Source organism: Paraburkholderia sp. BR14320 (assembly GCF_040948665.1).
GTDB classification, from domain to species: domain Bacteria; phylum Pseudomonadota; class Gammaproteobacteria; order Burkholderiales; family Burkholderiaceae; genus Paraburkholderia; species Paraburkholderia youngii.
Map to the genome: position 1 here is coordinate 136,422 of NZ_JBFPKG010000003.1, position 22,635 is coordinate 159,056.

Annotated in this window: 18 protein-coding genes; 11 read left to right on the forward strand and 7 right to left on the reverse strand. The window is 63.7% G+C overall.

Annotated elements, in window-relative coordinates; translation table 11 throughout:
* Positions 1 to 55 precede the first annotated feature (55 nt).
* The 9 genes from atzF (at position 56) to AB3X89_RS04800 (ending at position 9,447) form a co-directional block, all read left to right on the forward strand.
* On the forward strand, positions 56 to 1,906 hold the full coding sequence (gene atzF, locus AB3X89_RS04760) for an allophanate hydrolase (protein WP_368582222.1): 1,851 nt from the start codon (positions 56 to 58) through the stop codon (positions 1,904 to 1,906).
* Positions 1,907 to 1,938: 32 nt separating this feature from the next.
* Complete coding sequence (locus AB3X89_RS04765; protein WP_368582082.1) at positions 1,939 to 3,036, forward strand: BMP family ABC transporter substrate-binding protein; 1,098 nt, start codon at positions 1,939 to 1,941, stop codon at positions 3,034 to 3,036.
* A gap of 30 nt (positions 3,037 to 3,066) precedes the next feature.
* The gene (locus tag AB3X89_RS04770) at positions 3,067 to 4,221 is read left to right on the forward strand and encodes an ABC transporter permease (protein ID WP_368582083.1); all 1,155 of its coding nucleotides are present in this window, start codon (positions 3,067 to 3,069) and stop codon (positions 4,219 to 4,221) included.
* On the forward strand, positions 4,214 to 5,140 hold the full coding sequence (locus AB3X89_RS04775; RefSeq protein WP_368582084.1) for an ABC transporter permease: 927 nt from the start codon (positions 4,214 to 4,216) through the stop codon (positions 5,138 to 5,140). The genes AB3X89_RS04770 and AB3X89_RS04775 overlap by 8 nt, the downstream gene beginning before the upstream one ends.
* A gap of 70 nt (positions 5,141 to 5,210) precedes the next feature.
* Positions 5,211 to 5,903, forward strand: coding sequence for a cysteine hydrolase family protein (locus AB3X89_RS04780; RefSeq protein WP_368582085.1), 693 nt, complete (start codon positions 5,211 to 5,213; stop codon positions 5,901 to 5,903).
* A gap of 2 nt (positions 5,904 to 5,905) precedes the next feature.
* Complete coding sequence (locus AB3X89_RS04785) at positions 5,906 to 7,519, forward strand: ABC transporter ATP-binding protein (RefSeq protein WP_368582087.1); 1,614 nt, start codon at positions 5,906 to 5,908, stop codon at positions 7,517 to 7,519.
* Positions 7,520 to 7,562: 43 nt separating this feature from the next.
* On the forward strand, positions 7,563 to 8,225 hold the full coding sequence (locus AB3X89_RS04790) for a cysteine hydrolase family protein (RefSeq protein ID WP_368582088.1): 663 nt from the start codon (positions 7,563 to 7,565) through the stop codon (positions 8,223 to 8,225).
* Positions 8,225 to 8,626 carry an oxalurate catabolism protein HpxZ gene (gene hpxZ / locus AB3X89_RS04795; RefSeq protein WP_368582089.1) on the forward strand — a complete coding sequence of 134 codons (402 nt, stop codon included), beginning with the start codon at positions 8,225 to 8,227 and terminating at the stop codon, positions 8,624 to 8,626. Before AB3X89_RS04790 ends, hpxZ begins: the two co-directional genes overlap by 1 nt.
* Positions 8,627 to 8,709: 83 nt before the next feature.
* Entirely contained in the window at positions 8,710 to 9,447 is a 738-nt protein-coding gene (locus AB3X89_RS04800; protein WP_008919499.1) for a GntR family transcriptional regulator, read from the forward strand.
* Positions 9,448 to 10,003: 556 nt separating this feature from the next.
* On the opposite strand, the gene AB3X89_RS04805 is transcribed toward AB3X89_RS04800, so the two are convergent.
* The 4 genes from AB3X89_RS04805 to AB3X89_RS04820 form a co-directional block, all read right to left on the reverse strand.
* Entirely contained in the window at positions 10,004 to 11,068 is a 1,065-nt protein-coding gene (locus tag AB3X89_RS04805; RefSeq protein ID WP_368582091.1) for a hypothetical protein, read from the reverse strand.
* A gap of 76 nt (positions 11,069 to 11,144) precedes the next feature.
* Positions 11,145 to 12,398 carry an LssY C-terminal domain-containing protein gene (locus tag AB3X89_RS04810; protein WP_368582092.1) on the reverse strand — a complete coding sequence of 418 codons (1,254 nt, stop codon included), beginning with the start codon at positions 12,396 to 12,398 and terminating at the stop codon, positions 11,145 to 11,147.
* Positions 12,395 to 13,678: an LssY C-terminal domain-containing protein gene (locus AB3X89_RS04815; protein WP_368582093.1), complete on the reverse strand. Its 1,284-nt coding sequence runs from the start codon at positions 13,676 to 13,678 to the stop codon at positions 12,395 to 12,397. The genes AB3X89_RS04810 and AB3X89_RS04815 overlap by 4 nt, the downstream gene beginning before the upstream one ends.
* A 1,208-nt stretch (positions 13,679 to 14,886) precedes the next feature.
* The gene (locus AB3X89_RS04820) at positions 14,887 to 15,795 is read right to left on the reverse strand and encodes a LysR substrate-binding domain-containing protein (RefSeq protein ID WP_368582095.1); all 909 of its coding nucleotides are present in this window, start codon (positions 15,793 to 15,795) and stop codon (positions 14,887 to 14,889) included.
* A 123-nt stretch (positions 15,796 to 15,918) separates the two neighbouring features.
* Between AB3X89_RS04820 and AB3X89_RS04825 the strand changes: the two genes are divergently transcribed.
* On the forward strand, positions 15,919 to 16,938 hold the full coding sequence (locus AB3X89_RS04825) for an NAD(P)-dependent alcohol dehydrogenase (protein ID WP_368582096.1): 1,020 nt from the start codon (positions 15,919 to 15,921) through the stop codon (positions 16,936 to 16,938).
* Positions 16,939 to 17,142: 204 nt separating this feature from the next.
* On the opposite strand, the gene AB3X89_RS04830 is transcribed toward AB3X89_RS04825, so the two are convergent.
* Together AB3X89_RS04830 and AB3X89_RS04835 are read right to left on the reverse strand one after the other, a co-directional pair.
* Positions 17,143 to 17,535, reverse strand: a complete 393-nt coding sequence (locus AB3X89_RS04830) for a hypothetical protein (protein ID WP_368582097.1) — start codon at positions 17,533 to 17,535, stop codon at positions 17,143 to 17,145.
* 138 nt (positions 17,536 to 17,673) lie between these two features.
* Positions 17,674 to 18,399 (reverse strand): hypothetical protein, encoded by a 726-nt coding sequence (locus AB3X89_RS04835; RefSeq protein ID WP_368582099.1) that lies wholly within the window; start codon positions 18,397 to 18,399, stop codon positions 17,674 to 17,676.
* A gap of 181 nt (positions 18,400 to 18,580) precedes the next feature.
* Here AB3X89_RS04835 and AB3X89_RS04840 point away from each other — a divergent pair, with 181 nt between their 5' ends.
* Positions 18,581 to 19,273 (forward strand): alpha/beta family hydrolase, encoded by a 693-nt coding sequence (locus AB3X89_RS04840; protein ID WP_368582100.1) that lies wholly within the window; start codon positions 18,581 to 18,583, stop codon positions 19,271 to 19,273.
* Positions 19,274 to 19,448: 175 nt separating this feature from the next.
* Here the strand turns inward: AB3X89_RS04840 and AB3X89_RS04845 are convergent, their stop codons facing one another.
* Entirely contained in the window at positions 19,449 to 22,634 is a 3,186-nt protein-coding gene (locus AB3X89_RS04845) for a multidrug efflux RND transporter permease subunit (RefSeq protein ID WP_368582102.1), read from the reverse strand.
* Between the last annotated feature and the right edge of the window lies 1 nt (position 22,635).

Consider the following 22,635-nt stretch of genomic DNA (forward strand, 5'->3'; position numbering starts at 1 on the left):
TCCTTGGCACATTTGCTGCAAGCATGAGCCCAAACTTGTATTCAAGATTGAACGCATGCTTCCCGACGCCTTCTTCAAGGTTCGAGCACTGCTCGAATCCTACGCCACCAAAAGCACGACGCCTCGCGACATCGTCGACACGCTGATCGCCCGGATCGAAGCCTCCTGTCGCCCTGAAGTCTGGATATCGCGCGTGAGTGCCGCCGATCTCGCCAGCCGGGCTGCCGCGCTCGAAGATGCGCGCGGGCGCCTGGGCGCCGCGATCTTTGAGCGGATGCCGCTGTTCGGCGTACCGTTCGCGGTGAAGGACAACATCGACGTCGCCGGCATGCCAACCACCGCGGCCTGCGACGCCTTTGCTTACACGCCCGCAGCCTCGGCATTCGCCGTCGATCGTCTGCTCGACGCCGGCGCCATCCTCATCGGCAAGACGAATCTCGACCAGTTCGCCACAGGCCTTGTCGGCACACGCTCGCCCTATGGCGCCGTGCGACAGTTCGAATCCGATGCGCACATCTCCGGCGGATCGAGCTCTGGCTCGGCGATCGTTGTTGCGGCTGGACTCGCTGCGTTCTCGCTCGGCACGGATACCGCTGGCTCGGGGCGTGTTCCGGCGGGCTTCAACGAGCTCGTGGGCCTCAAGCCGACGCCTGGTCTCGTAAGCAAGCGGGGCGTGGTACCGGCGTGCCGGAGCCTGGACTGCGTGTCGATCTTCGCGCATGACGTGGGCGACGCCTGGGAGGTCCTACTGCAGATGGCGAAGTACGATGGAGACGATGGCTATGCGCGCCGAGTGCCGCCACTCGGACTGCCCCATGCACCGCTGCGCCTCGCCGTACCGGAGCAGTTGACCTTCCACGGCGACGGGCAGGCTCGTCAGGCCTTTGCCGCCACGCTCGACACGATCGCTTCGCGGCTTGCGCTTTCGCCAACAAGCGTGCCGTTCGAACCGATGCAGCGAACTGCCGCGCTGCTTTACGACGGCCCATGGGTAGCGGAGCGTCGTGCCGCGCTCGGTTCCTTCTTCGAGACGAATCGCGCCGACATCGATCCGGTTGTCGCCGAGGTGATTGCGAAAGCGGACGGCTACAGCGCCGTCGACGCGTTCAACGGGCAGTACGCACTCGCCGCCCTGCGGCGCGAAGTGGAAACGCTGTTCGAGGCGATCGACGTCCTCATCGTGCCGACCACGCCCACGCATCCAACCTTCGACGAAGTGCGTGCGGACCCGATCGGGTCGAACAGCCAGCTTGGCATCTATACCAATTTCGTGAATCTGCTCGATCTGTGCGCTCTGGCGGTGCCGGGCATTCGCCGGGCGGACGGCCTGCCAGCGGGCGTGACGCTGATCGCCCCAGCGGGCGCCGACCAGCGCCTGGCAGTGCTGGGCGCACGCATCCAGGCGCTCTTCATGGCGCATGCCACACCCGACGACGCTGCCAGCATTGCCGCGCGACCGCTGCCCTTCGAAGAGCCGACGGTGAAGCTCGCCGTGGTCGGCGCTCATCTGCGCGGGCAGCCGCTCTGCTGGCAACTGCTCGAGGCTGGCGCGCGTTTCGTCGAGACCACCACCACGTCTTCGCACTACCGCCTTTACGCGCTCGCCGGCACGAAACCGGCCAAGCCCGCTCTGGTGCATACGCCGCACGAGGCCGGCCAGCCCATCGAAATCGAGCTCTGGGAAGTGCCGCTGCGCAGCTTCGGCGCATTCGTTGCCCACGTGCCAGCGCCGCTCGGCATCGGCAGCGTACAGACAGCCGATGGACTCATCGTTAAGGGCTTTATCAGCGAGCCCTCAGCGGTCGCACCAGGCAGCGGCGCACACGACATCACTGCGTTCGGCGGCTGGCGTGCATGGCTCGCAACGGCGGCTGGAACGCAAGCCCAATCCGATCTGCAAACCTGACTTTATGCATTGAACTCACGAGGAGTCCAACCATGACAGACCGTCGCGATTTTCTCAAGGGCGCTGGCGCCCTCGTCCTAAGCAGCACATTCCCGTTCGACCTCGCTTTCGGTGCCGAGCCGCTTACGCTCGGCGTCCTCTACGTCGGTTCACGCGGCGACTACGGTTACAACCAGGCACAAGCGCAGGCTGCGGCTGTCATCAAGAAGCTGCCGAACGTAAAGGTCGTCGAGGAGGAGAACGTGCCCGAGACCGTCGCTGCCCAAAAGACCATGGAGGCGATGATCGAGCAGGACGGTGCGACGCTCATTTTCGCGACCTCGTTCGGCTACTTCGATCCCCATGTGCTGAAGATGGCCGCCAAATATCCGAAGGTTCGCTTCGCCCACTGCGGCGGTCTCTGGAAGAGCGGCAATCCGGCCAATATCTCCAGCTACTTCGGCTATATCGACGAATGCCAGTATCTGAACGGCGTCGCGGCAGGCCATGCGAGCAAGACGAAGAAGCTGGGCTTCGTCGCGGCCAAGCCTATTCCGCAGGTGCTGCGCAACATCAATTCGTTCACGCTGGGCGCGCAGTCGGTGGATCCATCGATCACCACGCACGTGATCTTCACGGGCGACTGGTCGATGCCGGTGAAGGAGGCGGAGGCCGCGAACAGCCTCGTCGATCAGGGCTGCGACGTGCTCACGTGTCACGTGGACGGACCCAAGGTCGTGATCGAGACAGCCGAGAAACGCGGCGCGATGAGCTGCGGTTACCACGCAAGCCAGGCCGCACTGGCGCCGAAGGGCTATCTGACGGGCGCCGAATGGGACTGGGCGACGCCCTACAAGCTGCTCGTCACAAACGCGCAGACGGGCAAGCCGCAGCCGAACATTCTTCGCGGCGGCCTGCGCGAAGGCTTCGTGAAGATGTCGCCGTATGGCGCAATGGTGACACCCGATGCCCGCACGCAAGCCGAAGCCGCGAAGGCGAAGATGGTCGCGGGCGACTACGTCATCTTCAAGGGGCCGATGAAGGACAACAAGGGCGGCAGCGCCATTGCGGCCGGCACGAGCTACGCACAGACCGATATCGCGCTTGAAAGCATGAATTATCTGGTTGCCGGTGTGGTTGGCCAGATCTGAGGACCGCAAGCGCCTTCGTCAGGAGTCGTGATGTCCGCTTCCCTTTCTCCCGCTCACGGGCCGTCGCGAAGACTGCCTGCAAGTCTCGCGCGCCTGCTGCTTGCCCTGTTGCCCGCGTTGCCGACCGTATGTGCAATCGTGGCAACTCTGGCGATCTTCGGCATCTTCCTGCTCGTGCAGGGGCAGCCGGCCATCGAGGCGCTTGGTCTCATTGGCAAAGGCGCGTTCGGCTCGTCGTTCGCATGGCAGAACACCTTGCTGCGTGCCGCACCGCTCATGCTCACGGCTCTGTGCGTCGCGCTGCCTGCCCAGGTCGGCCTGATCGTGATTGGCGGCGAAGGCGCGCTCGCGCTGGGCGGGCTCGCGGCCGCCGTCGTGCCGCAGTGCCTGCCGCATGCTACGCCGTGGATCGTCGCGACGCCGCTGATGGCGATTGCAGGCATGCTGGCGGGCGGCCTGTGGATCAGCGCGGTGGGCGCGATGCGTCAATGGCGTGGTGTCAACGAGACCATCAGCAGCCTGCTGATGTCGTATATCGCCATCGCCGTTTTCAAGTTTTTCGTCGAAGGACCGCTGCGCGATCCCGCGAGTCTCAACAAACCTTCGACGCTGCCCCTCCCCGACGCCATGAGCATCGGCCCGCTGCCGGGACTCGACGTGCACTGGGGCCTCTTCTGGGGCGTGCTCGCGTGTCTCGCTGCCTGGGTGCTCGTGCGTCACAGCACGCTCGGCTTCGCCATGCGCCTAACGGGTGGCAATGTGCGCACGGCGCGCCTTGTCGGCTTGCCTGTGGGCGGGCTCGCGCTCACCGCCTGCGCGCTAGGCGGTGCATCAGCGGGCCTTGCCGGAATGTTCGAAGTCGCGGCCGTGCAAGGCAGCGCGAACGCGTCGCTGCTCTCGGGCTACGGCTATGCGGGCATCCTTGTCGCGTTCGCGGCACGCCAGAATCCGTTCGCCGTGATCGTGTGCGCGCTGATGGTCGGCGGCATCGAGGCGAGCGGCAGTCTGCTGCAACGCCGCCTCGGCCTGCCCGACGCCGCCACGCTCGTGCTGCAAGGCCTGCTTTTCGCGAACCTGCTGGCCTGGGAGGCACTTTCTCCCCGTCTTGCCGGCTTGCGCATGAAACTTCAGGCCGCCGCGCTCGACGCCTCGTCTGCTTCACAGGAGCGTACCCGCCATGTCTGACCTTCATTCGCCCGCTGCGGTGCTGCTGATTTCGCTCTTCGCGGGGGCCATTCGCGTGAGTACGCCGTATCTGTTCGTGAGCCTCGGCGAGTGCCTGACCGAGAAAGGAGGACGCGTGAATCTCGGTCTCGAAGGCATTCTCGTCTCCGGCGCCATGTGCGGCTATGCGGGCTCGTATCTCTCGGGTTCGCCGTGGATCGGCGTGCTCGCGGCGGCCGCGGCCGGTCTGGTGCTCGGCTGCCTGCATGGGTTGGTGTGCTCGCTGCCGCGTGTTTCCGATATCGCGTTCGGTATCGCGCTCATGCTGTTCGGCACCGGCCTGGCGTTCTATCTCGGCAAGCCGTTCATCGAGCCGCAGGCAGCGATGCTCCCATCGATCGATCTCGGCGCGTGGGCCGCCTCGCAGCAAGTGCACAACGCGCTGCATATCAATCTGCTCTTCGTGATTGGGGTCGTGCTTGCCGTCGCCTTGCAGTGGGGACTGCGCTCGATGCGCTGGGGCATGACGCTGCGGCTCGTCGGCGAGAACGCCGAGAGCGCGCGTGCAATGGGCTATCCCGTCACGCGGGTACGTGTCATCGCGACGGCGGTTGGCGGGCTCTTCGCGGGCGTGGGGGGCGCCTATCTCTCGCTCGTCTATCCCGGTAGCTGGAACGAGGGGCTTTCGAGCGGCCAAGGCCTGATGGCCGTCGCCCTCGTGATCTTCGCGCGCTGGCAGCCGCTGCGCTGTCTTTGGGCTGCGTTGCTGTTTGGCGCTGCCGGAGCGCTTGGCCCCGCCCTGCAGGCAATCGGCGTGACCAGCGGCTATTACCTGTTCAACGCTGCTCCTTACGTGCTGACGCTCGCGCTCATGATCATCAACTGCAGACCGGACCGCACGCTGGCGGGCGCCCCCGGCGAGCTGAGCCTGACGCGCTGAGCGCGGAAAGCTTCCGACTGCCTGAATCCAGAATCGCGTGATCGCGAAAGCGCCCGCCCGGAGAATCGACATGACCCGAACCATCGAAGCCCGCCCCTATTCCTGGCCCTACGACGGGAACCTGCGCCCCGACAACACGGCGCTCGTCATCATCGACATGCAGACCGACTTCTGCGGATACGGCGGCTACGTCGAAAAGATGGGCTACGACCTCTCGCTCACGCGCGCACCGATCGAGCCGATCAAGCGCGTTTTGGGGCTGATGCGCGAACTCGGCTTCACGATCATCCACACCCGTGAAGGGCATCGGCCGGATCTGTCCGATCTGCCCGCAAACAAGCGCTGGCGCAGCCGCCAGGCGGGCACGAACGGTATCGGCATCGGTGACATGGGACCGTGCGGCCGCATACTCGTGCGCGGCGAGCCGGGCTGGGAAATCATCGACGAACTCACGCCACTGCCGGGCGAAATCATCATCGACAAGCCTGGCAAAGGCTCATTCTGCGCGACGGACCTCGAACTGATCCTGCGCACGCGCGGCATTGCGAATCTCGTGCTCACTGGCATCACGACGGATGTGTGCGTCCACACGACGATGCGCGAAGCAAACGACCGCGGCTTCGAATGCACGTTGCTCGCCGACTGCTGCGGCGCGACCGACAAGGGCAACCACGACGCCGCGCTGAACATGGTCCTGATGCAGGGCGGCGTGTTCGGCACGGTGTCCAGTTCGGCGGCGCTTGTCGCTGCCCTGGAGCAGTGACCATGAGCACCGCGACACGCGCGCTCGGCGTCGAGGTGATAGGCGCGAGCAAGTCGTTCGGATCGTTCCGCGCACTCGATGACGTTTCGATCAGGGTCGCTCCCGGAACGGTTCACGCGCTGCTCGGCGAGAACGGAGCAGGCAAGAGCACGCTCGTAAAGGGGCTCGTGGGCTACGGCCTGCTCGATCACGGCACGATCGTGGCCGATGGACGCGAGGTGCACATCGCTTCCCCGCGCGATGCGCAAGCGCTCGGCATCGGCATGGTCTATCAGCATTTCACGCTCGCGGCCGGGCTCAGCGTCGCGGAGAACCTGCTCCTCGCGCGCGGCAACCTGTCATGGAAGATCGACTGGGCGGCAGAGCGCAGAGCGCTCGACGCCTTCATGCGCCGAATGCCGTTTCACCTCGAACTCGATGCGCCGGTTTCGTCACTCGCGGCGGGAGAAAAGCAGAAGCTGGAAATTCTCAAGCAGCTGTATCTGGAGCAGCGCTTCCTGATTCTCGACGAGCCCACCTCCGTGCTCACCCCGCAGGAAGCCGACGAAGTGCTGGGCCTCATGCGCACGCTTGCCTCGCGCGGCGACCTCACGGTGCTGATGATCACCCACAAGTTCCGCGAGGTAATGGCCTATTCGGACAACGTCACGGTATTGCGCAAGGGCCGCTTCGTCGGCACCTGCGCGGTGGCCGACACCGACCGCGACCGGTTGGCCGCCTGGATGATGGGCAGCGACGCAAGCGCGCAAACGCGTGAGGGCGCCGCTGAAGTCACCGACGAGTTCAGGCTTGCGCGCCGGCCGCACTCACCCGACGCTCCGGTTCGGCTCTCGCTATCGAGCCTTTCGGTCGTCGACGAGCGTGGGCACGCCGCCGTGCGCGAGGCGTCGCTGAGCGTGCGCGCGGGCGAGATCCTCGGGCTTGCGGGCGTGTCCGGCAACGGTCAGAAGGAACTGATCGAAGCGCTCGTTGGGCAGCGCAAGGTCAAGTCGGGCGCGATGGCCGTAGAAGGTTCGCCCTATGCCGCGACGCGCGTGGAGATGACACGCATGCGCGTGTTCGCCCTTCCCGAGGAACCGCTGCGCAATGCTTGCGTGGCAGGCATGAGCGTGGCCGAGAACATGGCGTTGCGGGATTTCGACCGCGCGCCGCTGCGACGCGGCGGATGGTGGCTCGATCGTCGCGCCATGCGCTCGCGCGCCGAGCGGCTGATTGCAGAATTCAACGTGCGGCCTCCGCTGCCCGAGCGCGCCATCGGCACGCTATCGGGCGGCAACATACAGCGAGCCGTGCTGGCGCGCGAACTTGGGCACGCAGTGAACGTGCTGATCGTCGCGAATCCTGTGTTCGGACTCGACTTTGCCTCCGTGGCGGACATCCACGCCCGCATTCTCGCGGCGCGCGATGCCGGTGCGGCTGTACTGCTCGTGAGCGAAGATCTCGACGAGCTGCTGGAGCTTGCCGACCGGATCGTGGTGATGGCCGAGGGACGTCTCGTCTACGAGACTGCAGCAAGCGAGGCGGATCGAGTGGTGCTTGGGCGTCACATGGCGGGCCACGGCGACGAAGGCAGGCCGCAGACGGCTGAGCCGGCCGAGCTGCACGCAAGCGCCTGAGCGCCACGCGAACGAAGCACAACGCAAACGGAGAAATGTCGCGATGACAACCATCGCCAGCGCAAAGCCCATGCCGTTCACTTTCGACGCGGGTCATACGGCGCTCGTCGTGATCGACATGCAGCGCGACTTCATCGAGCCGGGCGGCTTTGGCGCGGCACTCGGCAACGACGTATCGCTGCTTTCAGGCATCGTGCCGACCGTCGCGCGGCTGCTCGCGCATGCGCGCTCGGCGGGATGGCAGGTCGTGCACACCCGCGAATCGCACGCACCCGACCTGTCCGACTGCCCGCCGGCCAAACGCATGCGCGGCATGCCGAATGCGCGCATTGGCGACGAAGGACCGATGGGCCGCATCCTCGTGCGCGGCGAGCCCGGCAACGCGATCATCGACCCGCTCGCGCCGATCGAAGGCGAACTCGTCATCGACAAGCCCGGCAAAGGCGCTTTCTACGCCACGCAGCTCGGCGAGGAACTGTCGATACGAGGCATCACGCATCTCGTGTTCGCGGGCGTGACGACCGAGGTCTGCGTGCAGACTTCGATGCGCGAGGCCAACGATCGGGGCTACGAGTGTCTGCTGGTCGAGGACGCGACGGCGAGCTACCTACCGGCGTTTCGCGAAGCGACGATTGCAATGATTCATTCGCAGGGCGGCATCGTCGGCTGGACCGCTCCGCTCGATGCACTGCTGGGGGCAAACTGATGATGGAAGTGAACCGGCCCGAGATCGTCGCGCAGGTCGCGGCAGCTTTCGAGGCTTACGAGCGCGCGCTCGTCGACAACGATGTCGAGACGATGAACGCCTTATTCTGGGACGCACCCGTGACGGTGCGCTATGGCATCGCCGAAATCCAGCATGGTGGCGACGCGATCCGCCGCTGGCGGCAAACCTGCGTGCCGGTGCCCCGCTCGCGCCGGTTGCACCGCACCGTGGTGACGACGTTTGGCGGCGACTACGCGACGGTGAGCACTGAGTTCACGAGCGACACGACGCCTTCGACGGGCCGCCAGATGCAGACCTGGGCACGGCTGAACGAGGCGAACGATAGGTTCGGCGGCTGGATGATCGTGGCGGCGCACGTCAGCCTCATCGAGACCGTTTAAGGGCGGATAATAGGGAGCCGGTCCTGTCGCCCACCACCGCACCGACGCGCCGCACCACTCTCGACGTAATCGATACCTGACTCATGCACGACTTGACCGAAGCCGCCGCCGAATCCTCCGCAGCATCCGGCACGAAGGTGGTCTATAGCGCGAACCCTCTTGCCGAGCAGGTGTACCAGCTGATCAAGCAGGACATCTTCAGCTTTCGGCTGTTTCCCGGCGACCGCTTTTCCGAAAACGATATTGCCCAGCACTACGGCGTGTCGCGCACGCCGATGCGCGATGCGCTCTTCCGTCTCGCACGCGAAGGCTATCTCGTGGTGGGCTTCAGGCGCGGCTGGAAAGTCTGCGATATCGACTTCAATCAACTCGACCAGCTGTATGACCTGCGCATCGTTCTTGAACTGGCGGCGCTCGAGCGGCTCTCGGGTGCCCCACACGATGCCATGGATGCGTTGCGAGCCATATGGTGCGTTGACGAACGGGAACGCGAAAGCCGTCCGGCGACGATGTTCGTGCTCGATGAGGGCTTTCACCGCGGCCTCGTGAGTGCTGCCGGCAACAATGAGATGCTGCGCGTGCACAACGAAGTGACCGAGCGGATCCGCATCGTGCGGCGGCTCGATTTTCTCAAGGCGCATCGCACGAGCGCGACGTATGACGAGCATTCGGCGATGCTCCATCTCATCGATCGTGGCAAGTTTGGCGAGGCTGCCATCCTGCTGCGCGCTCACATTACGCAAAGCAAGCTCGAGGTGAGAAAGATCACGCTGTCGATGCTCGCGACTGCTCGCAACGAGAAGCTGCCCTTCGTCAGCTAGCTGAGAGCACCATTTTCGGTGCTTTGCACACCGAACCCAAATCTTCGGAGCGGGTCGGTCGTGGCTTTTTATCGATTCAGCACGCGGACATTGTCTGCAGGCGCCGAGCGCCCATTGCGACGTACTACGCATGGCGTTCCATATGGCAGAGACGATGTCAGCGGCCGCTGGAACATAGATGACCATTTTGCCTGCGAAACTGCCGTTGACATGATTAGCCGTCTAACGGCAGAAGTGGGTCGGTTCCGGGCGATCGCGTCGGACAGAGGGCGGCAACTTTCCTCTGCTCGCCTGTGCGCAGCGGTTAGTCGAACGGCTGATCCACTCCGAAACCCGTCCGATGCTCAACGGGCGCTTGTCGGCCATTGCCGACGCTCGCCATTCGGCCGCCATGCGTCTGCAGCTCGCCGCTTTGCTGTCGCGATGCGGTGCATTCGAATGTCGGCTTCCCGGAACTGCGAACGAGTCTTGACGACCCAACTCGGCCGCAAGAACCCGCGCCGCCTTGACGACCGCTTCCAGGGTCAAACGGTCCTCCCGTGAAGGTGGCACGGCGTCACTTCTTGGGGTCCGTCAGTTGCTCCTCCACGAAGCGCAGGATGGCTTCCGTCAGGGCCTCGCGGGGATACGCGTTCTGCGTGACGAAGAGCGCGCCTATTGTTGGATGCGTTCGGGCAATGGGTACGGCCAGCGCCCAGTGGTCGGCATTCACGTAGGCGAGAAGTGTGCTGCCCGGTATGAGCTGGTCATAGAAGATCACCTGGCTGTCGTTTCGTGGATCGACTCGCGAGAGCTTGTCGTAGCTCGACTTCAGGATGGACGAGATGTGCTCCGGTTGAGGAAATGTCACTACAGAGTAATAGCGCAGTCCGGTCGGAAGCGGGTTTTGCGCGAGCCACGCCTTGCGGGTCGCCGGTCTCAGGCTCTGCACCGCGCCGCGATCGCCAGGTGTGCAGGTCGCGCCGGGAAAATGGCGCAGCAGGTCGGCCTGGTACTGCTCAGCGTCGTCGGCGAGGGGCGATCCGCCCACCGCCCCGGCAGCGCTCACCACAGCCGCGATGCGGCTGCGGATTTCCGGGTAGGCGACCAGCGCTTCCAGAATGTCGGGCGCGCCTTTTGAATAGCCAATCAGCACGATGCGCGGCGGACCGTCAGGTGCGGGCATGGCCATGAGAGCGTCGCGAATCTGGCGAGCGTTGTTGGTGGAACTCGACAGCGCATCGACCTCGAGCATCGTTCCGTCAAAACCGAACCGGCGCAGGTGTGTGACCACGCCGTTCGGCGAATCCAGCCACGCCCGGAAGCAGTCGTAGCCGACGCCGGGCACGACGACTGCGATGAGATGCCGCCTCGACTGACCCAGATCGACAGGCTTGCCTGTCGGCGGCGGCTCATTGGCCAATCGGGTCAGCGCGTCCACACAGGGGCGGTTGTCGGGCACTTCTGATCCACGCGCTTCGAGGACGGCGCAATAAATTTCGCGGAAGCGTCCCCGCTGATCCGCTATCCCGGCCTGAGTCGCGGGTGCGAGAATCAGCGGCGGCGTATCGGTCGAGTACGGGATGAGCGGCTTCGTCGCACAGGCGCCCAACAGTACGCACGCCGTCGTCATTGCCAGCATGGCGCGGATTCGATGCCACGGATCCGTGGCGACACCGAGCCGTTTCGATAAGACGGAAGACGGTGTCCGTTCGGGGTCACTGGCGTGCATCGGCGGGTCCTCCCGGCTCAAGGGTCTCACGCTTATCCAGATAGGGCACCCAGTCGAGAAATTCCACCTCGGACAGGCTGCGCGGCCGCGTCGTGAAGAACAGCACTGCGCGCAAACCGTCCGTATAGTAGGTCGCACCGTCGACAGTTGTCCTTGGATGGGCCGGCGATGCCGCGCCGACACCGTTCACAAATCCGAGCTTGTCAAGACCGCCCGAGTACATCAGATCCTGGATCAGGTAGTTGCGCGCCTCGTCGACGTTTCCTTGCAGGATGAGGTGTGGCTCATCGCGGGGCGCGAAGCGCCCGCCGACAGGGCGTCCGATCTGCGCGACGTAGACCAGTTGCCCCTGGTAGCGGATCGGCGCGAGCCATGCTCGTATCCAGGTGGCCGGCGAACCCTCCTGTGCCTGCTTGCGCAAGACGAAGTCCGGTTCCCGCCCGAAAACCCGCTGCTCGAGGTCGGACGCGCGCCGATCGCGCCGATAGTCACGTCGCACCAGCGCCGCACCGATGTCGGTGAACTGACCGATGCCAACCTCATTGAGGGGGTCGCCCTGAACTGTCCCACCCGCATCGGTGGCGCAACATGGCAGCCGCTCAAGTGCGGTGCGCAGTGAGGTGAGATCCGGGCAATCGGTCACCGCGGATTCGGGGTACGCGAAAGGGACCTGCGCGAGGCGCGGATCCATCTTGCTGCCAGGCACGCGCAGAAAGAGTGAGAAAGGGATCAGCGTGTGGTGTCCGACCATGTCGATATTGACAATCTTGATACCGAGATCGGGGTTCGTGAACAGAATGCCCGAGCGTGTCTCTCCCGGCGGGATCGGGTTTCTGAATCCAACCTGACTGAAATAGTCGTCCACGCGCTTATTCGTTGCGCCGCCGAGCAGCGTATGCAAGGACCACGCGACTTCGTGCGGTGAAAAATAGTCCGGGTCGGTGCCGGAGCGTGGCAGCCACAGCGGCTGCGAAGTGCCGTTCTGCACCTCGACCCATAGCGGCTGCACGCCCTTCCGGGTAACGTCGGCGCCGAGCAATCGCTTGCTGTCTTCGCCGCCCAGAACGGTTGCACTCACGCGCACGCTGTGACTGGTGGCACTCACTGCGCGCTCACGAAGCGGCCCATCGTCAGTCTGAGCGGGGGCCTGCCATGTCGCACAACCGGCGAGCACGAGCACAAGGCATAGTTCGCACGCCGCACGTACCAGCGCACGATGCATTGCCGGCGACATGCTCATGGCTTCGCTCCGGGCGCAACGTCCAAGGCAGGCGTAACCCACGGAAAGACTTCGATTTCCACCAGCGATGTCGGCTTGCGGTCGAAGACAAGCACCTCGCGATAGCCATCGGTGTAATACGGATCGGTCGTCAGGTTTTCGCGCGGCGCGCTTTCCGGCGCGGCACCCACGCCTTTCACGAGCCCGATCTTCACGAGATTTTGCGAATACACCATGTCCTCGGTCAGCGCGGTGCGCGCCTCATCCGCCTCCGGGTCGATCTTGTGCGTCGTGAAAGTGGAGGAGTGAAAGGTCAGACGGGTGCCGATATCGCGGCTGATCTGGCCCACCCAGACAGGTTTGCCGTAGTAACGCATATTGCTGAGCCATAGCCGCATATGATTGCGCTGATGGATGGTGTCCCGTGCTTTTTGCAGTGCCAGATCTTGTGGACGTCCAAAGACGTAGAGGTCACTCACCGGTGCATTCACATACGGTTCGCCAGCCAGGGCCGCGCTGATCATCTCCTCGATGGCGCCCGACCACTTCTGCTCCGTGGGTCTCCAGCCCCGTCGGACAAGCGCAGGAAAAGCGTCGTCGAGACCACCTACGATCACCAGATTCAGTGGATCGCCATGCTTCGAGCCGTCCTCGTTGGTCGTGCAGCACGGCAGGGCTTCAAGGGCTGCGCCGAAACTCTCGTCATCCGTGTAGTTGACGACGGGTTCGTTCGGATCGGCAGCGCGTTTGAATACCTCACTTCTTTTGTAGTCGGCCTCAAACCCGGGTACGGCCGTGAAAATCGAAAACGTTCTGGCGTGATCCTTTGCGACAAGATCCAACTGCACGAATTTCGCACCTCTTGTGCGGTGCGTCAGCACAAACCCGGACACTGTCGTGCCAGGCTGGATGGGGTTATGGAAGGCGAGACTGCGAAAGCGCAGGTCGAATTCGGCCTGCTGATCAGGTGAGGCATTGCCGGCAAACGCCTCGGCGGCCTCCGAAGCCGGGAAGAAGTCCGGATCCAGGCCCGGCGACAGGAGAAAGTAAGTGAGATCTTCCCGGTTCTGGACCTCGATCCACACTGGCTGAATCTGCTTGTCGGCAAGCGGGACACCATAGAGGGCGTTGCTCTCTTTGGGCGACAGCACGGATGTGGACACGCGCAGACCGCCCTCGGTGCGTGTCACGACGCGGTTCTGATAACCAGGTACGGTAGCCGTTGACGTGGGGGCAGCGCAGCCGGCCAGTCCGCAGACGAAAAAAATGACTGCCAGCGCTTGCGGCACGATGCGGTTCATCAAGACACCTCTTCACCGGGGCTTTCGACGTGCATCCGTATCAAAGCGACGACCGCAAGCTAGCGCCTTTTGCGGAGGCGAATATGCGTTCGAAGTAGCCCCTGTAGTATGCACGAAACGAATCGTGCCCTCATTTGCCAAGTCTTCTAATGAACTACGCGGCTGCGCTTGTGCAGATATGGGCGGGGGCGCGTTGGGGGGGCGATGCGGTGACAGCGCTAAATGAGCGTCTGCAATGCGCGCGCAACCGTCGTTTGAATGTCGTGGATGAGGCGCCGACAGATGGCCGAAGCTGGCCGGGTTGAGGCAGCGCCCTGCGTAACTCGCTCGCCGGAAACCGGCCATTGAGGGAAGCCGCGCAAGACATCTGCTAGCCAAACTGGACGACAGCCTCGAACGGCCGCTGATGGCCCGATCTGTGTCCCGCGACCGACCATCACGGCCCGCCCGCAGTCACCGTTGAAGCCAATCGCCGCGACCAATGCCATAAATGCGATCGCACTCGTCGTATGCCTCTTCGAGCGTGGCATACCAATGATCGGAGGTCGGAAATGCCTCTTCTGTGGATTCGTACCGCATCAGCAGAAAGCTTCCGTCGTTAAGCTGTTCAATCTCGACTTTCCAGGTCGTGCCTGGCTTGCGCCTCGGCCATCAAGAGATGTCCGTGTCGGTGCCCAAATCCGCATAGGTAATTCGCGTCCGTTGAACGTAGTGTTTGGAGGGTCGTCAAGCCTGGCCGACACTGACCTGAAAAAGAGGGCTGGTGCCGGCCACTTATCCGGGTCTATCCATTCCGGGCGAAGCCCGCGAACGTGTTCTTTTCGGACCTGCTCCATCGATTCCACGTTGCCCAGGTCGGCCTCAATCTCACCGACGCAGCCCCAGCAGTCGCCGCCGCCGTTCATCGACAAGGGGTCGTCGGGCTGATCGAGTGACCGCCCACATATCCGACATTTCATCGCTAGCTTTCCGGTATGTGAAGTAGCCAAATCGTCAGCGATTCGTGCAGGTACGTCGACCGGCCGGTCATGGCCGACTGCTGCCCGATGCGTACCGGATAAATCGATATCTCAGTCTTGATCGTTGGCACATTTATTTCCCATACGGGAACTCCACGCCGCACAAGTCTTTGCGCGCTGCGGATGGGCGAGGACGCGAATTGACACATTTATCGTCGCAACGTTGACAGATTCAATGCGGTCTACGGCTCAGACCCGGGCAAGCACTCGTGGTATCTCGTCTACGAGCGCGTCGATTGCGACGCGTACCTTCGAGGGCAGATGTCGCGATTGCGGGCGGATGACGTGAACCTCGGCGCCCTGCACGCTGTTGCTATCCATCACGAGCGACAGCCGGCCGTCGCGCAGATAGGGCGCCATGAGCCAGCATGGTAACCAGGCGAGGCCTGCGCCCGCAGCCGCTGCGTCGGCGATGGCCTGGAGGTCGTCATAACGCAGGCGCGCGGACAGTCTGCACTCCTGCACCTCGCCGTTTGCGCCGAGCACTCGCCAGGGTGTGCTCTGTCCGCCGCGGCCGTAAGCGATGCCGACGTGCGAGCCGAGTTCGGCGAGGCCCGACGGCCGCCCGTGTCGATCGAGCCAGGCCGGAGATGCGCAAATGCCCATCCGCTGAACGCCGAGCCGGCGCCCGACAAGGCTTGCATGGTCCGGCAGCGGTCCAATCCGCACGGCGATATCGAAGCCGTCCTCGACCAGGTCCGAAACGCGATCGCTGAACGACATCTCGACGTCGAGCAACGGATGACGCTCGACCAGCTTCAGCATCACGGGTGCGACGCACTGCCTGCCGAACAGCACCGGCGCGGTGATGCGTAGCCGCCCGGACGGATCGCGGCGGCCCGCCTCCAGCGTCGCCTCGACCGCGCTAAGTTCGGCCATCACGCGTCGGCACTGCTCATAGTACGCATGTCCTTCGTCGGTTAGGCTCAGATGGCGGGTGGTTCGCTGCAGCAGTCTCACTCCGAGACGCTGCTCGAGCCTCGCGACAATCTTCGCGATCGCCGAGCGCGTGACACCAAGGCGTTCGCCCGCTGCGGCGAAGGTGCCGGCATCCACGACATCCACAAATTCCGCAATGCCTCTTAGCCGATCGTCCATCGTGCGAGCTCCCGATACCGCGGTTCATGTTTCCTGCCAGGCGACGATAAGTCGTCAAAATCTCGTCAATGCGTCCTTTCCCGCAACACTAACATAGCTGCTTCTACCCGATGAGGAGTTGCTATGAACGCATGGAAACTGAAACCCGGCGCCGGTATCTCCGGCCTGAAGCGCAGCGACGCGACCATGCGATCGCCGGGGCCGACCGAGGTCGTTGTCAAGGTTCACGCGGCGTCGCTGAACTATCGGGACCTGATGTTCGCCCGCGGTGACTATCTCGGCATTGGCGATGCGCCGCTGATCCCGCTGTGCGATGGCGCGGGCGAAGTCGTCGAGACCGGCCGCGACGTGAGCCGCTTCAAATCGGGCGATCGCGTGATCAACACGTATTTCCCGCGTTGGATCGACGGCGCTCCGGCACCATGGAAAGTCGACAGTTCGCCAGGCGCCAAAGTCAACGGCGTGCTGGCCGAGCGGTTCGTGATCGACGAAACGGCTCTTGCGGTGATCCCGGCACACCTGGGTTATGAAGAAGCCTCCACGTTGTCGTGCGTCGGCGTCACCGCATGGAACGCGCTATTCGTGGACGGCGACGCGAAACCCGGTTCCACGGTGGTGCTGCTCGGCACAGGCGGGGTGTCGATCTTCGCGCTGCAGCTGGCGCGCGCGGCGGGTCTGCGCACGATCATCACGTCGTCGAGCGATGAAAAACTGGAACGCGCGCGGAAACTCGGCGCCGATGAGACGATCAACTACCGCGCCAAGCCGGAATGGCAGAACGAGGTTCTCCGGCTGACCGATGGGGTAGGCGCGGATATCGTGCTGGAGGTCGGTGGACGGGACACACTGCCGCGCTCGGTGGCCGCGACGAAAATGGGCGGCCTCGTGTCGATCATCGGTGGTGTGAGCGGCTTTAGTGGACCGGAGCTTGGACTCCTGCCGGTGATCGGGGGCATCAAGCGGTTGCATGGAATCATGGTGGGCAGCCGCTCGATGCTCGACGACGTTGTCAGGCTCGTGTCCGCGCATCAAATCCGGCCGGTGGTCGATCACGTCTTTGGCTTTGACGACGCGCCCGCCGCGTATAGGCATCTTGAGTCCGGACAGCACTTCGGTAAAGTGGTGGTCCGGATAGACGCCTGAAACCTGTACTGATGAGGGTTCGGCGATGTCTGGATACGCGGGCATAAGGCCTGGGGATATCGTCGAACCGTGTGGGCGGCAGTGATCGACTCTGAATGACCGGTGTGCGGAGCGCTTCGAAAGGCCCAGTACGACCCCACTTCGGACTTTAGAATTGCTACAAAACGGACGTTCGATCTCCCTATCCTCGTTCCCCGGGACCGGTCACGGAGCCGCCGAGATTGCACGCTGCACGTTGGGATCGAAGTGGTTCCGATACCAATCAATCATTCCCCGCATATGCGACTCAGCCGGTGGCGTATCCCCTGCGCCTATAAGTTCTGCACACGCGGCGGCCACTGCGGTGAGAGTCCGCGCCGTTTCCGGGACGTAAGGTAGATCGAGATTCTTGTCGTGACGCGCACGGATTACTTCGTAGCGAACGTTCTCGGGCAGCGTCCACGCGCTAATCAAGAATTCCTGCACGCTCACTTGTCGCCCGCCTACCTGGACGGAGCGACTGCGATGATCTTCAGAATAGCCGGCCTGTTCCAACCGCTCGCAACTGTCGATAGCTGCGTTTAGAACTTCACGAATCAATTTCCAGTTAGTTTTCATTTCACTCCCTCGCAGCAGCCTCAAACGAATCGACGCTCAACGCGAACCGATGGTCGACAGCACGCGCCTCAAAACTGGCGTCCGGCAAACCTGCAGACGGCCATTCAGTCCCCCCTGCATTGGTAGGCGTTCTGACGGTTAATCGTTGATCGGCGTAGCCGGTTCAAAGACATCCTCGGACACCCACTGCATATCAATGATTGGCATAGGTACCGTCCGCCCGTTGATCTGCGCGTCCGGCAACCGCAGAAGATATCGGGTCCTTGGGGAGGACTGGGTTGCGTCGATGGTCAGTTCGGACGTTACGTTGAGCCACTTGTCGGAGCCCAGTTGCAACGTGTTGGTCACTTTCCTCAATTCGGCTCCATGAAGTAAGCTCGTAGGCGCGATCGTATAGACGGACATTGTGCCCTTTCCCCACGGATATTCATGCGTGACGACCGGGCCGTCAGAAAGAGATGTATTGGAGATTGAGCACTCCCGTTCAGGCGGCGGCTTGCAATAGTTTGTGAATCTCATCGACGCGATGTCGCCGGTCCATATCGTGGCTCCGTCCTGGTCAAGCCAGGCCAAACTGCGTGACGTCCATCTGAACGTCGTTCCGCGCTCCAGCCTCATCGACATATAAACGAGAGGCATGTTTGCGGGGCTTCCCTGTACCAAAAAATCCAGCAGGACACCTGGCTCGGGGCTAAAGCTAAGACGCCTTGGCGACGATGCGTACTCGTGGAGATAATCAGGTCGATCACCGACGCTTACCCGATAGAAAGACTCTCGTACGGTGCGCCCGCATCCGGAAATCAGAACAAAACACAGTAACGCCGTAGTGGCAGCGATTCCGCGAGTAATGCTCATCGTCTTCATGTTCAGGGATCGTAGTGACATGGATTGTCAACGATCCACGCGAGCTTGTCGAACGGCCGAAACTGGCCGGATTAACGCAGTGTCCTCCGCAATTTGCTCGCCGGATGCCGCCATAACCGCTCCCCGATGCCTCATTGATGCAGAATCGGCGCTAAGGCCACAACGACACGACCTGAATACGATGGACGACCCAGAATCGCTTTCCATAGCACTGCCCGACGGCACTAAGGTCTCTGCGCTCCTCCGAGTGCCGGAGGACGCGCGAGCCCTGTATGTCTTCGCGCACGGTGCCGGGGCGGGCATGCAGCACGCCGGCATGTCGACTTTGGCCGACGCGCTTGCGGCGTCCAATGTCGCCACATTGCGCTATCAGTTTCCGTACATGGAGCGGGGCTCCAGGCGGGTGGACTCGCCGGCCGTGGCACATGCTGCCGTGCGGGCAGCCGTCGCAGAGGCCCGCCGGCGGCTGCCAGCCCTGCCGCTCTTCGCCGGCGGCAGGTCATACGGCGGCCGCATGACGTCCCAGGCCCAGGCCATCTCCCCGCTCGACGGTGTGCGTGGCCTCGCTTTCGTCGCATTCCCGCTGCACCCGGCGGGCGCGCCCGGCGTGGAGCGGGCACGGCACCTGGCGGACGTCACGGTGCCCATGCTTTTCCTGCAGGGTAGGCGCGACAAGCTGGCCGAGTTTCACCTCCTGAAGTCGGTCGTCGAGACCCTCGGGTCACGCGCCACGCTGCATGTGGTGGACGACGCAGATCATTCGTTACACGTGCGCGCGTCCTCCGGCCGGACCGACGCGGAGGTGGTGCTCGAACTGGCACGGACGATGTCGGCGTGGTTCTTCGCCGAAGGAGAGTTCGTGCCCGTTACCTGAGCAAGCGCAGGAATGCAGGAATGCGTGTAGCAGAGTCGGGACGGCGAGCCGGCGAATTCGCCGTGCTGCACTCGCCCGCTCAATCCCTTCGCTTCGGAACGAATGCCACCCTGCGTTACTCGTGGGAAGGTATAAGGGTCTGGTCGCGCACTGCACTCGATCTCGCATAGCTGCCCTAATCGCCCTGCTTCGCCTCCGCCGTAACGACGCGATCGAGCGCGGCCTCCAGCGTACGCCGGTTCCACGCCGTCTTGCCCTCCGCACGACGCCGCCTGCGCAAGCCCCGTGCGCAGACATAAAACGAGACCGGCGTAAAAATCAACCCAAGTATTGTTGCGACAGTCATGCCACCGAAGACACCTGTGCCAATCGAGTGCCGGCTTTCAGCGCCACCGCCCGTTGAGAACACGAGCGGCACGACACCGACTAGAAATGCCGCCGACGTCATGACGATCGGTCGAAAGCGCATCGTGCACGCCTCGACGATCGCATCGGCGAGACCCGCCCCGCGCGCATGCAGATCGCGCGCGAACTGCACGATCAGAATCGCATTCTTGCCCGCGAGGCCGATGACGGTCACCACGCCGATCTTGAAGTAGATATCGTTCGGCAATCCGCGCAAGAACATCGCTGCAACCGCGCCGATGATGCCGAGCGGCACGACGATCAGCACCGACAATGGAATCGTCCAGCTTTCGTAAAGCGCCGCGAGCGCCATGAACACGGCGAGCAGCGACAACGCCAGCAACTGCGGCGTTTGTTGCGCCGCCTGCGTCTCGGCGAGTGACACGTCGGCCCACTCGAACCCGATACCTTCGGGCAACTGGGCCGCGAGCCGCTCCATCTCCGCCATCGCGGCACCGGAGCTATAACCGTTCGCGGCGCGGCCCGTCACGTCGAGCGCCGGGTAGCCGTTATAACGCGTCAGGACGCTCGGCCCGCGCGCCCAGCGCAGCGACGCGAAAGCCGAGAACGGCACCATCTTGCCCGCCTGGTTGCGCACCGTGAGCGCGAGCAGATCGGCGTCCGTCATCCGGGTCGCAGCATCGCCGCCGACGAGCACGCGCAGCATGCGTCCCCCCGCTGGGTAATCGGCGATGTACGACGTGCCGAATGTCGCACCGAGTACGTCGGCGATGGCATCGAACGACACGTCCATCGCATAAGCCTTCGTGCGGTCGACCTCGACGGTTACGCGCGGCGCGTCAGGCAGCGTCTCCGAGTGAACGTCAGCCAGCACGCGGCTTTGCTTCGCGAGTTCGATCAGGCGCTCGCGCGCCGCGTCGAGCACCTCCTTGCCCACGCCGCCGCGATCTTCGAGGTGGAACGTAAAGCCGTCGGCGTGGCCGAGCCCGGGCACCGATGGCGGCAACTGCGCGAATACTTCGCCGTCGAGGATCCTGGCAAATTCGCGGTTCAGTCTGTCGCGCAAGGTCACTGCATCGACATTGCGTCGTTCCCAGTCTTTCAGCGACACGAAGGCCATGCCGACGTTCTGCCCGCTGCCCGCGAAACTCCAGCCGATCACCGAGGTCACGTTGTCGACGGCTGGCTCCGTCTGCAGGATCGATTCGACCCGGCGCAGCACCGCGAACGTCCGCTCCTGTGAAGCACCAGCCGGTAGTTGCACCATCACCTGAAGCTGCCCCTGATCTTCCGTCGGCAAAAAGCCCCCGGGCATCGCCGCGTAAAGCACTCCCGCCGCACCGATCAGCGCGATATGCACGGCGAAGGCCAGCTTCGATCGTCCGAGCAATCGAGTCACCCAGGCGCCGTAAAGACGCGTCGCCCCATCGAAGCCGGACGCAAATTTCGCAAGCCAGCGCTCGATGACACCGCCGCGCGAAGCGTTACGGTGCCGCGGCGGCTTGAGCAAATTCGCGCATAGCGCGGGCGCGAGGCAAAGCGCCATGAACGCCGACACCAGAATCGCCGAGATCATCGCGATCGAGAACTGCCGGTAGATTCCGCCCACGCCGCCGCTGAAAAACGCCATCGGCAGGAAGACGGCAATGAGCACGGCCGTCACGCCGCCGATTGCGCCGCCGATCTGCCGCATCGCCTTGCGCGTCGCTTCGCGCGGCGCCAGTCCCTCCTCGTGCATGATCCGTTCGACGTTTTCCACGACGACGATCGCGTCATCGACGAGAATGCCGATCGCAAGCACGAGCCCGAATAGCGTGAAGACGTTGATCGAGAGGCCGAACGCGTGCATGGCGAGGAACGAGCCCAACAGCGTGACGGGAATCACGACGGTCGGCACGAGCGCGTAGCGCAGCTCGCGCAGGAACAGCCACATCACGCAGAAGACAAGGACGATCGCCTCGCAGAGCGTCAGGACGACCTCCTTGATGGCAATCTTGACGAAGTGCGCGCCGTCGTAGGGAATCCGCACCTCGATGCCCGCTGGCAAGGTCTTCGACACTGCGTCGATGCGCGCGCGGATCGAGTCCGACGTGGCGAGCGCGTTGCCGAGCGGCCCGAGCTGGATGCCGACGGTCGCGGCCGAATGGCCGTTCAGGCGTGACCAGAAGGTATAGCTGTCGCGCCCAACCTCGACGCGGGCCACGTCGCCGAGCCGCACCACGCCCCCGCCCGGCTGCGCCTTCAGCACGATCGCGGCGAACTCGGCCGGGGTGCGCAACTGCCCATGCACGTTGACGGACGCGGTCAGCGCCTGCCCGGCCGTGGCTGGCGCATCGCCGATCGAGCCCGCCGTGACGGTCGAATGCTGCGCACGGATCGCGGCGCTGACGTCGGCGGGAGACAGGCTGTATTCGCGCAGCTTCACCGGATCGAGCCAGATACGCATCGCCTCGTCGGCGTCCCACAGTTCAGCCGAGCCGACGCCTGGCGTGCGTTTCAATTCGCGCAGCAGATAACGGTTCAGATAGTCGCTCAATGTCGTGGAATCGCGTGTGCCGTCGGTCGACACCAGCGTGACGAGCATGAGGAACGTGTTCGCCGCGTTGAAGACACTGATGCCCTGCTGCACGACCTGCTGCGGCAAACGCGGTTCGACTTGCTTCAGGCGGTTCTGCACGTCGACCATTGCCAGGTCGGGATTCGTGCCGGGCGTGAACATGACATCGATCTCGAGCTCGCCGAGCCCGTCGCTCGTCGTCTCGTAGTACGAGAGTCCCGTTGCGCCGTCGAGGCTCTGCTCGATCAGGCTCGCGACGTCGCTGTCGATCTGCTCGGCTGTCGCGCCGGGGTAAGTCGCGGAGATGACGACGCGCGGCGGCGCAAGGCGCGGATACTGCGAGACTGGCAACTGCGTGATGGCAAGCGCACCGGCCACCATCACGGCGAACGCGATCACCCACGCGAAAACCGGTCTGTCGATGAAGAAGAAGGGCACG

What these genes read in the sequence shown, in the direction of transcription:
- atzF (WP_368582222.1), top strand. Translation starts at nt 56, where the DNA reads ATGCTTCCCGACGCCTTCTTCAAGGTTCGAGCACTGCTCGAATCCTAC.
- AB3X89_RS04765 (WP_368582082.1), top strand. Translation starts at nt 1,939, where the DNA reads ATGACAGACCGTCGCGATTTTCTCAAGGGCGCTGGCGCCCTCGTCCTA.
- AB3X89_RS04770 (WP_368582083.1), top strand. Translation starts at nt 3,067, where the DNA reads ATGTCCGCTTCCCTTTCTCCCGCTCACGGGCCGTCGCGAAGACTGCCT.
- AB3X89_RS04775 (WP_368582084.1), top strand. Translation starts at nt 4,214, where the DNA reads ATGTCTGACCTTCATTCGCCCGCTGCGGTGCTGCTGATTTCGCTCTTC.
- AB3X89_RS04780 (WP_368582085.1), top strand. Translation starts at nt 5,211, where the DNA reads ATGACCCGAACCATCGAAGCCCGCCCCTATTCCTGGCCCTACGACGGG.
- AB3X89_RS04785 (WP_368582087.1), top strand. Translation starts at nt 5,906, where the DNA reads ATGAGCACCGCGACACGCGCGCTCGGCGTCGAGGTGATAGGCGCGAGC.
- AB3X89_RS04790 (WP_368582088.1), top strand. Translation starts at nt 7,563, where the DNA reads ATGACAACCATCGCCAGCGCAAAGCCCATGCCGTTCACTTTCGACGCG.
- hpxZ (WP_368582089.1), top strand. Translation starts at nt 8,225, where the DNA reads ATGATGGAAGTGAACCGGCCCGAGATCGTCGCGCAGGTCGCGGCAGCT.
- AB3X89_RS04800 (WP_008919499.1), top strand. Translation starts at nt 8,710, where the DNA reads ATGCACGACTTGACCGAAGCCGCCGCCGAATCCTCCGCAGCATCCGGC.
- AB3X89_RS04805 (WP_368582091.1), bottom strand. Translation starts at nt 11,068, where the DNA reads ATGCTGGCAATGACGACGGCGTGCGTACTGTTGGGCGCCTGTGCGACG.
- AB3X89_RS04810 (WP_368582092.1), bottom strand. Translation starts at nt 12,398, where the DNA reads ATGAGCATGTCGCCGGCAATGCATCGTGCGCTGGTACGTGCGGCGTGC.
- AB3X89_RS04815 (WP_368582093.1), bottom strand. Translation starts at nt 13,678, where the DNA reads ATGAACCGCATCGTGCCGCAAGCGCTGGCAGTCATTTTTTTCGTCTGC.
- AB3X89_RS04820 (WP_368582095.1), bottom strand. Translation starts at nt 15,795, where the DNA reads ATGGACGATCGGCTAAGAGGCATTGCGGAATTTGTGGATGTCGTGGAT.
- AB3X89_RS04825 (WP_368582096.1), top strand. Translation starts at nt 15,919, where the DNA reads ATGAACGCATGGAAACTGAAACCCGGCGCCGGTATCTCCGGCCTGAAG.
- AB3X89_RS04830 (WP_368582097.1), bottom strand. Translation starts at nt 17,535, where the DNA reads ATGAAAACTAACTGGAAATTGATTCGTGAAGTTCTAAACGCAGCTATC.
- AB3X89_RS04835 (WP_368582099.1), bottom strand. Translation starts at nt 18,399, where the DNA reads ATGAAGACGATGAGCATTACTCGCGGAATCGCTGCCACTACGGCGTTA.
- AB3X89_RS04840 (WP_368582100.1), top strand. Translation starts at nt 18,581, where the DNA reads ATGGACGACCCAGAATCGCTTTCCATAGCACTGCCCGACGGCACTAAG.